The organism is Synechococcus sp. CCY9201 (genome assembly GCF_034931105.1).
GTDB lineage: Bacteria > Cyanobacteriota > Cyanobacteriia > PCC-6307 > Cyanobiaceae > CBW1002.
The window spans coordinates 1-9,493 of sequence record NZ_JAYGIC010000070.1 but is presented as its reverse complement, the minus strand read 5'-3'; the positions used below and the strand labels follow the sequence as shown (position 1 = coordinate 9,493).

Genomic DNA, 9,493 nt, shown 5'->3' with positions numbered 1-9,493 from the left:
CGCGGGCCGCCGGATCCGCCTGGGCCTGCTCGGCCTGCTGATGGCCACGAGCCTGGTGATCCTCAGCCTCGACTACTGGCGCGTGGAGCGGGTGCAGCAGCGCCAGCTGGCCCCCCTGGCGGCGGCGATCCAGGCCAAGACCCCACCCGGGGCCAGGATCGTGGCCGTGAGCGGGCCCGATCCCACCCTGCTGAACCTGGCCCGCCGCCAGGGCTGGCTCACCAGCCCCGCCAAGGTGAGCCCCAAGGCGATCCGCCGCTGGCGGCGGCAGGGCGCCACGGCTTTGGTGGGGAGCCTCGAAACGATCGAGAGCTTCCGGCCCTTCCCCGACGGGGAAGAGAAACAGGAGCTGGTGGCCACCCTCTGCCGGCTGCAGGCCCAGGCCAGCCCCAGCCCGGCTGCCGCCTGCCCCTGGCCGCAGCAGAGCTGGTATGTGGTGCCACTGAGCGAACGGCCACCGGAGCCCGGTTCCCCTTCCCAACCCTCGCCCCCCTGAGTCCACGCAGATGGACATGCCGATCGACATGCCCCCCGACAAGCGAACACGCCAGGCCCAGCGACTGGTGTGGATCGCGGCCGGGGTTTTCCTGGTGGTGGGCCTGCTGCTGCAGTGGTGGCGCCTGAGCGTGCTCACCGCCTCCTACGACCAGGGGATCTTCCTGCAGGTGCTCCACAACGGCTGGAGGGGCCATCCCTTCGAGAGCACCCTTTCCTCGCAGCTCTCCACCAACGTGGTGCACGGCGACGAACTGCCGGCGGTGGGGTACCACCGGCTGGGCCAGCACTTCACGCCCGTGCTGGCCCTCTGGATTCCGCTGGTGGCGCTGCTGGGGCCGTGGGCACTGCCGCTGGTGCAGGTGAGCCTGGTCTGCGGCGCCGGTCTGCTGCTGCACCGGCTCGCCCTGCTGCGGCTCGAGCCGGCCCTGGCGGCCCTGATCACCTGCAGCTTCTACGGCGCCAACGCGGTGATCGGCCCCACCTGGGGCAACTTCACCGACCTCTGCCAGCTGCCGCTGCTGTTTTTCCTGCTGCTGCTGGGGCTGGAGCGGCGTTGCCGCTGGCAGATCCTGCTGGCCGCAGCGGCCCTGCCCCTGGTGCGGGAGGACACCGGGGTGCTGCTGGTGGGCGTGGGGATCTGGCTGGCGGTGCGGCAGCGGCAGCGCTGGCCCCTGGCCCTGGCCCTGGCGGCCTGGGGCGGGGGCTGGGTGGTGTTCGTGACCAATGTGCTGATGCCGCTGTTCAGCGAGGACACCTCCCGCCGCTTCATGGTGGAGAACTTCGGCCAGTACATCGGCGATCGCGACCAGGCCAGCAGCCTGCAGGTGCTGCTGCTGGTGCTGCGCCAGCCCCTGATCCTGCTGCGGGAGCTGGTGAGCCCCCCTCTGGACACACTGCGCTATCTGCTGGTCCAGACCCTGCCGCTGGCCCTGGTGCCGCTGGTGTCGATCGACGCCTGGCTGTTGATGGGCCTGCCGCTGCTGGGGCTGCTGCTGGCCCAGGGCACGAACAACCCCCTCTCGATCAACCTCCGCTACACGTTCCTGGTGGTGCCTGGCCTGTTCAGCGGCACCGTGTACTGGTGGCAGAACCACGGCGGGCTGTTCCACCGGCGGCGGTTCCGGGCCGTCTGGATCGGTGCGATCGGCCTGTCGCTGCTGCTCACGGTGGTGGCCAACCCCAACCGCAGCCTCTCCTTCCTGATCCCGGACAGCATCCAGCCCTGGGTACATCAGGCGCCATGGGAGAAGTGGAGCCACGGCCAGGCGGCCCGCCGCGCCCTGGCCGTGATCCCCGCCGATGCCTCCGTGGCGGCGAACACCCCGCTCGTGCCCTTGCTGGCTCGCCGTGAAGCCTTGGTGCGCTTCCCCTATGCCCAGGCCTACCGCGACCGGCAGGGGAGGGAGCAGCCCGTGGAGTGGATCGCCGTGGATCTCGACTGGCTGCAGCGCTACGGAGCGGCCTTCGCGGGGGACCGGCAGCAATACCGCAAGGCCGTGAAACGGGTGCAGCAGATGCTCGAGAAGGGCACCTACGGCATCCGTGCCCTCGATGACGGCGTGGTGGTGTTGGAACGAGGAGCCCCCACCCGCAAAGGGGACAGGCAAGACATCAAGACGTTCCTCCGAACAGGGGAATCCGGAACAACGCCGGACTGAGGGCATCACCGACACGAGAGCCGAACTCCCCTTCGATGCGTCTGTTCCACCACGATGCACGCAGCCTCGGGCCCACCTCGCGCCACAGGACGCTGGAGGTGGCCTCGCAGGCCCTGGCCCTGACGGAGCAGGGGGATCGGATTCAGATGCCGAAGCAGCTCCAGGGGCTATATCCGATGGTGACCCGCCATTTCAGGCGAGCAGGATTGGAGCCAACCCAGGACGTGATCTGGGGAATGGAACTGAGCCACACCGCCTGCCAGGGCATCCAGAGCCTCTCCTGCCACAGCTTCGGCCAGAAGGAGCACGAATTCTTTCCCGATCCGCAGCGCCTGGAGGCCAGCAGGCTTCTGGCGAACAGAAGAAAGGTGATGCGGCTGGTCACGGAACTGGGCCTCTCCATGCCGGAAACCATCTGCCTGAATCCAGACGATGCCACGGCAGAAGCAAGGATCCGTGCCTTTCCGATGCCCTGCTGGTTCCAGCCCGAGCGAACCAGCACGGACGCAGGGGTGCACTACTGCACGAGCGTCGAGGAGGTGCTCCGCCGTCAACACAACCTGGAGCCGGGCACCTGCTTTCAACTTCAGAAATCCCTGGGCGACAGACAGATCCTGTGGGCCCACTACCTCATCGAGGGCGGCCACCTGGAACTGCTCAGCCTCACGGAAACCGAAGCAACCAACCGTGCGCGGGCAAGGGCCATCCCACAGCTGGGTCACGATACCACACCCTGGCTCCAACCGTTGCTCCGCTGGGCATGGGACGCGGGGTATCAGGGAATGCTGGGGATCCACATCGCCATCGAGAAGCACGGCCATCCGACCAAGGGAATGGTTCTGGATTGCCATGCCGGATACAACCGGATCGCCTATGCCGCAAGCATCGCCAAACGCCTGCAACGGTCACACTGGAGCATTGATCGACAGGACTGGAGTGGAGCCTCCTTCCAACTGAAAGACCTGCGCACTGTGGAGCTCCGGCCGGATCGCGACAGCGGGGTGATCCGTCTCGGCTGGGGACGAATGATCAACGCCGAACTCAGCCTTCTCCTGCTTGGCGATGCGTCGCAACGACGCAGAATCCGGCAGCAGCTGAGCACGATCCGTGAGGCAAGCCTGAATCGTTCCGATCAACTGTTGCTCAGCGGAGCTGAACTGAGCCGGGCAACAGGGGGAGAGTGGCGTCATTGTCTGATCAATACACCAGCTCTGAGAAGCATCAGCTTCTATCCACCCCATAGCGGAGACGGCGACCTCTACCTTGACCTCGACGGCGACCTCGACGGCGACCTGGACGACGCACGCAGGACGGACGTTCGAACCAACAAAGAGGGGAAGCCGACGTCCGGTCTTGAGGATCTCAAACGGCGAGGCGCCTCCGCCATCGTGACAGCGCAACCAGCAACGGATCCGGATCTGGGGCCAGTGCTCCACGTCGCGGCGGGCAAGCAGGCACTGCAAGATCTGGCCGTTCACAGCAGACTCGCCTTTGAGGGCAAAACGGTGTTGATCACCGGTTCCCACGGAAAAACCGGATTCAAACTGCAGCTTCATCACGTGCTGGGGCCGGGGTCGGGCAGTTTCTGCCTGGCCAACAGCCTGAACAAGGAACGCTCGGTGCTCCGGGCCCTGGCCTCCATCAGAGAGAGCACCCGCATCAATCTGGTTGAGGTGGCCGTCCCAGGCCCTGGATACGCGGAGCCCCGGTCCCAGCTGCTGCGGCCGGACCTGGTGGTGATCACAGGCATCAGCGCCGGTACCCGTTCAGGGGCCGTTACGCAGCAGCGCAGCATTCCACCCTTGATCGCTGATCAACGAGCAACCACAGACACCACGATCGATGACGGCCGGCTCAGGGATTCGGCAACAGCGATGGCATCTCACCGCCGCGATGATGGGCGATCAAGGCCTGCTCCACGAACTGCCAGATATCACGGCCCTGTTGCCGCAGGCTGGTGGTGACCGTGAGCAGCCTGCTGCGGCAGATCGCACCCTGGCGGGATTGGACGCCATGGCTGATCTTGCGCTGAATCACCGAATGGCGCAGGGCTCGCTCTGCAGCATTGTTGGTGGGTTCGATGCCTTTGATCTCCAGAAACGTCCAGAGGCCATCAGCCACCTGGAGCAACTGCCGGCAGGTGCCAACCGTTTTGGCCCACGGCGTTCGCTCGCCGCGCTGGTAGCCCAGCTCCACCACCCGCTGCAGCGTGCCCACAAACGCCTGGCGGATCGGCCGACAGCCCTGCTGCAACGTGGACCAGTCGATCGTTCCGTCTTTGTAGCGGTGCCACTGGGCAAACAGCTGCTGCTGCAGGCCCAGCAGCTCCGCTCCAATCTCACCGCTGGCGCCCTGACGGTCAGCGATGGCGGTGAGATCGCGGATCACGTGCGCCCAGCACAGCTGGCGCTGCTCCAGCGGGAGATGGTTGTAGGCGGAGAAGCGATCGCTCACCACAATTCCGCCAAAGGCATTCCCGAGCAGGTCGATCGCGGCGGAAGCCGAGCGGCTCAGGCTCTGCAAGAACACTGTCACCCCCATGGCGGTCACCATGACCCACTCCCAGCCGCGCCGGCCATCGGGGTTGCCACCGTCAGCATTACCGGTGGGGGCACCGGTTTCATCGACGTAGACCACCGGCTGCTGACGGGCAAAAGCAAGGGCCTCCTGCATGGGCTGCTCCAGTGCTGCACTCAAGCGCTGGCGGATAGTGGCCATCGCTCCCCGGCTGATCTGTACCCCCAGCAGCTGATCCAAAAGCGCCTGGGTCTTGCTGAAACTCAACGGGAAGGCACTACCCAGCAGACCCACCAGAGCACTGAGCCGGGGGCCGTAATGGCTCGCTTCCACCTCCGCCGGTAACGAGGCACAGGTGCTGGTGGAACAGCAGGGGCACACCAGGCGGTGCATCCGGTGTTCGATCACCACCGGTGTGATCGGTGGAATCTCGATCACCTGATGGCGCAGCGGCTCTGGATCCACGCCTTCCAGCAGCTGACCGCAACGGCGGCAAGCCTGGGGGTGGTGCTCCACCACCTCATCCACCCGCTCGATCGGCAGCAGCTCCGGCCCAGATCCGGGATGGCCCGGCTGGCCACCGCGCTTGCGACCACTGCCCTTGCGCCGCTCTGGCGGCTTAAACCCCAGCCCATCACTGGAGGGAGGCTTGGAAGAGTTGCGGGAGCTGCGGCCGATCCGCTCGCGCAGGCTGGCCAGTTCGATCGCCAGGGCGGTGAGCTGGGCGCGGAGCTGCTCGATCTCCTGTTGCTGTCTCTGGCACTGACTGACCAGCTCAAGAAATCCAGCCTTCACTCCCACCGAGGTGGCGGCCCAATCGGCGTCTGAAATCCCGGCCGGTGGGGTGGTCATCGCAAGGAGTCTCTTACTGAGATGCAACCAGGAATCAAGCCACCGTCAAGGGTTCAGCAAGGCCGATGTTTGCTGCGAGCTGTCCCGATCCCTGAACGGGTATCAGCGCCGAACACATGCGCAGGCATCGCTCGCTCAGCGGCCTGATCCGGCACAAGGCTGCGGTGGTAAGCCACATGCGCAGCCAGGGAACAGTGCTGCTACCCGCGGATGGTCCCCATGCATCAAGGCTCCAACAGGAAGTACAGAGGCACAATCCCGGCAGAATCCTGTCGTTTGGCCTCATGGAGGGTGCCGATGCACGGGTGATCCACGTGACAGGAGTTGAAAACGGCCAAAGGGTGAAGGCCAGGATCCTGGGGGAGACAACTGATTATGTTGTGCCCATGCTGGAAGTGCATGCACCAGCCATGTCCGCCGGGGTTCTTCTGGCCGCGAAAGTTCTGGGATACTCGCTGAAGGACTGCAGTGAGCTCTACAGCTCAGCCCGCAATTATCAAACCAGCGGCAAGCTCTATCGCATCAGAAAGCACAGCATGACCTTCCACCTCTACGACCAGACACATCGTGGTTACTTCGAAGGATTCCTGTCCACTTGTCAGCTTGCGGCCCAGCTCCCCCCGGACATGACGCGCCGGAAGATTGCCGTCCTGACAGAGCTCTACAACCTGGACGACAACGTGGGCCATCGCTATGACCTCAACCGTGCCGCCAGGCTCCTGAAGAAAGCTGGCCTGGACAGGATTTATACGACTCATCGGTTTGCTGAGCACGCCGGCATCCTTCCAGACGGAGTCACCTGGGTAGCCATCGAAAAGCTGGACCAGCTCACGGCAACGCTCCGCCACACCCTCCAAGACGGAGACTTTCTCCTGCTCCATGGCGTCTGGAAGGCGAACCTCAGCACAATCACGGAGCAACTTCTGCAGTGGAGTGAAGGCTATGAATGTCTGTACTGAACAGGACCGGCTCTCACCCCTGCCCATGCCCCATCCCCAGCAGATTCGCACCACGGCTGGACCCACTCGCAAGGATGGGGAACAGGCGCAGCCATACGCGCAGGAGAAGCGACTGCTCACGGGTGTGATCCACCCAGGGATGTTCAACATCGAAAGCCTGCAATCCCTGCAATCGATGACCAGGCAGCCACGTGGCGGGCGTCATCCAACATCAGGCGCCCTGTACAAGCCCCAGCAGACAGAGCCTGCATTCCCTTCTGCAAGGCTATGCAGAGGGCGGGAGGTACGCAAGCAAGTCTGTTTCCCATACAACACTCTCCTGGCCACTACATTTGCCGGAGTTGAGCCTGGGGATGTGGGTCAATCTCAATCGGTCGTCGGCCGTCCTGCCGGCATGGCTGAAGAGTGCATGCCTGTTGCCCCAGTCTCCATGAAGAGTCCCGCTGGATTGCATCCATCGCGCACCATCAACCGCGGCCCCCAAAGGCGTCTTCGCAGAGACCACCAGACTGAGAATCAAAGATACCCCTTTCGGAGCCACTGGAAACAGTGCATCCAGGTCATGGCCACCTGCCATCCTCCTTCTCACAATGCGCTGGTGTTCACTACATACCGCATTCACCACGGAAGAAGACAGATGCCATCGGCAGGATACCGAGCTCAATGAATGATCTCCCAGACTATGACCTGGCAAAAGGATTGGTCGAAAGGGCCCGCTGTCGCCCGCTCTCTAGCGGAGGACGACGCAGTCGTGGGTGTTGGGAAGTTGAAGGAAGAGACGGTACAAAACGCGTGATCAAGATCAGCAAGTTCGACCAGGATGTTCTCGCCATCAACCAACAGCTGATCAGCGGCGGGATTGCCCAGTCATCCAGGCATTACTCCCTGCCACAGATTGAGCAACTCAGGATAGACAAACACTCCATCCTTGCTATCTATACCTACGTTCCCCACCAGAGCCTTCAGTGGGCAGACCTACGAACACCCACCCAAGCGCGAAGACTGGCACTGGCAGCGGCCGACTTCAACACCCGCAACAGCAACGCAGAAACAATGACATACCTACCAAAGAAGAAGTTTACGCTTGGATTAGCAGCGTCCCGTGGAGTGGTGTAACTCACGAGGAGCAGCCCCGGCGTAGCCGGGGCTGACGGCTCGCCTCCCTCAGTTCTCTGTTATGGCAATGGGTGGGCCGGTCTGTGACCCTGTTCGGAGCACTACCACCAAACCGAACACAGACCATGACCCTTTCCCATAGTGGCGCCTCCGAGCTGAGACAGCTCATGGAGGGCACCACCGGAGATGGCGACACCTTCCGCGTGATGGAGGGCAAGCGGCGGGTGACGGTGCGACTGGCCTGCATCGACGCCCCAAAGAAGGCTGCAGCAGCTGGCCCCGATCGGCTCATGCGTCACCCTGCAGGTAGAGACCAACGACCGATGCGGGCGGACCGTGGCGGAGGTGTTCCGGGGTGGCCAATCGGTGAACCTGGCGATGGTCCGCGATGGCTCCCCGCCTTCGCCTACCGGCAGTACCTGGCCCGTTGTGACTGGAGCGCCATCCTGGAGGCTGAAGCTGCGGCACAGGAGCCACAGTGGGGGGGTGTGGGCAGTGCGGAATCCAGCGGCCCTGGGATTGGCGGCATGGATCACAACGCCCGGCCCCCCCGCGCCCAGACGACTTCACCTTCCACACGGCCTCAGACCAGCGGCCCGCGATACACCTGCAGGCAGATCGGTAGCTTCGCCATGGCTCAGCGGCCAATCTCTGTGGCGCCTGCCGCAAACGCCAAACCGCTGCTTAGCCACGCCACTCAGCGCCATCAACAAATGCGCCTTAGTGCGGCAGCACATGTGAGCAATCAGATGCTGCCGATGGTTTCACCCAGAAGGCATCTGCGCTCACAGCAGCAGAGCCAACACCGTTTCCTCCTTGTGGGCGAATCCTATCTATTCGAGCAGCGTGAGGCTGGGATAATGGGCAGCACCGCTAACCTGCTAGCCATGCACCTACGCCTGACCACTGCTACTGGTGCAGTGTTTTCGATTGCGTTCCTTTTAGGCTCGTTCACTACACCTACACTATCCGAGACTATTTAATACAAGTTTGACCGTGGTAGACCATGGGGCGGGGAGGGCGGCGCAACCGGCATCTGGCCAGGGGTTGTTGTTGAAGTTGAGGGCAACAAAGTTACCCAAAAATTTGCAATTCAAAGGAGAATATTTTTTAACTGGTGGGTCGACCTGCCTGCTCAGAAGATTCAGGCTTGCCCCTTGGGGCAAGATGGCTTTTCCTCAACGGTCGATTGCATAGTTGTAGACGGAAAGAGTATAACTGTTCCGGCGGAGACGAGCCCCCTTGGCTACAGCTATAAGTTTCCATATGTTACCGAGAAAGGTGGTTCGAGCGAAGAGTCTTTTCGGCTTGACAAGCCGGGCTCCTGAACCCGCAAGCAAAAGAAGCAACGCTTGTTACGGCAAGTCGCATTGGCCGAGAATGCACACTGGCGCTAATGCAGCTTGCTGCTCAGTCTGGGCGTGATTGAAGAAATAAAAAGCCCTGTGGTGGCAGGGCCTCGATGGGGCGAATCTCATTCTGGTACCGCGATGCGTGAGATAGCTACCTTTCCATCGAGATTCCCCCCTCCAGCCACGCTCTCCAAGTCCTCATCGCTGAGATTTTCCTGCTGCAGCTCTTCCTTGGTAAAACCAATGCCAGCCTCCTTTGTAATCGCCAGGACAGCATCGAGGTCTGGAGCCGCCTTTAGACGATCTTCCATAGAAGTGTCAGACTTGACAGCATTAATCAAGGCTTGGGGTTGTTCTTTCGACATCGGACTGGGGCATTTTACGAGGTTAGTCTACACAGAAATTGCAGCACCACTAGTGTGCCGTCCCGGAGATTTGTGAGCAAAGTCGCTGGAGCTTTTCAAGTATTGAGTCCGCCGTCGCGGTCCAGTTGAACGGCGCCTTGGTCTTGTTGTAGGCCGCCACGAACTGCTCGATCTTG

7 protein-coding genes and 2 pseudogenes are annotated in these 9,493 nt (G+C 62.6%); 6 read left to right on the top strand and 3 right to left on the bottom strand.

Translation table 11 applies throughout. The features are described from left to right. From VB716_RS07215 to VB716_RS07205, 3 genes and pseudogenes are all read left to right on the top strand, one after another. A pseudogene (locus tag VB716_RS07215) lies at positions 1-496 on the top strand (hypothetical protein); the annotation flags it as partial. A gap of 10 nt (positions 497-506) precedes the next feature. Next, the gene (locus tag VB716_RS07210) at positions 507-2,156 is read left to right on the top strand and encodes a DUF2079 domain-containing protein (protein ID WP_323270114.1); all 1,650 of its coding nucleotides are present in this window, start codon (positions 507-509) and stop codon (positions 2,154-2,156) included. Between the two features lie 35 nt (positions 2,157-2,191). Then, positions 2,192-4,120: a hypothetical protein gene (locus VB716_RS07205; RefSeq protein WP_323270113.1), complete on the top strand. Its 1,929-nt coding sequence runs from the start codon at positions 2,192-2,194 to the stop codon at positions 4,118-4,120. Here the strand turns inward: VB716_RS07205 and tnpC are convergent. Next, complete coding sequence (tnpC, locus tag VB716_RS07200) at positions 4,011-5,525, bottom strand: IS66 family transposase (RefSeq protein WP_322757069.1); 1,515 nt, start codon at positions 5,523-5,525, stop codon at positions 4,011-4,013. The genes VB716_RS07205 and tnpC overlap by 110 nt on opposite strands. Positions 5,526-5,626: 101 nt before the next feature. Between tnpC and VB716_RS07195 the strand changes: the two genes are divergently transcribed. The 3 genes from VB716_RS07195 to VB716_RS07185 all read left to right on the top strand — a co-directional run bounded on the left by VB716_RS07195 (position 5,627) and on the right by VB716_RS07185 (position 8,341). Further along, positions 5,627-6,484 (top strand): Mur ligase family protein, encoded by an 858-nt coding sequence (locus tag VB716_RS07195; RefSeq protein WP_323270115.1) that lies wholly within the window; start codon positions 5,627-5,629, stop codon positions 6,482-6,484. Positions 6,485-7,276: 792 nt separating this feature from the next. Next, a complete protein-coding gene (locus VB716_RS07190; protein ID WP_323270112.1) occupies positions 7,277-7,600 on the top strand; it encodes a hypothetical protein in 324 nt (107 codons plus the stop codon). A 336-nt stretch (positions 7,601-7,936) separates the two neighbouring features. Continuing rightward, positions 7,937-8,341 carry a hypothetical protein gene (locus VB716_RS07185; protein ID WP_323270111.1) on the top strand — a complete coding sequence of 135 codons (405 nt, stop codon included), beginning with the start codon at positions 7,937-7,939 and terminating at the stop codon, positions 8,339-8,341. Positions 8,342-9,074: 733 nt separating this feature from the next. On the opposite strand, the gene VB716_RS07180 is transcribed toward VB716_RS07185, so the two are convergent. Then, positions 9,075-9,317, bottom strand: coding sequence for a Nif11-like leader peptide family RiPP precursor (locus VB716_RS07180; RefSeq protein WP_323270110.1), 243 nt, complete (start codon positions 9,315-9,317; stop codon positions 9,075-9,077). 49 nt (positions 9,318-9,366) lie between these two features. After that, positions 9,367-9,493: pseudogene (locus VB716_RS07175) on the bottom strand (IS630 family transposase); the annotation flags it as partial.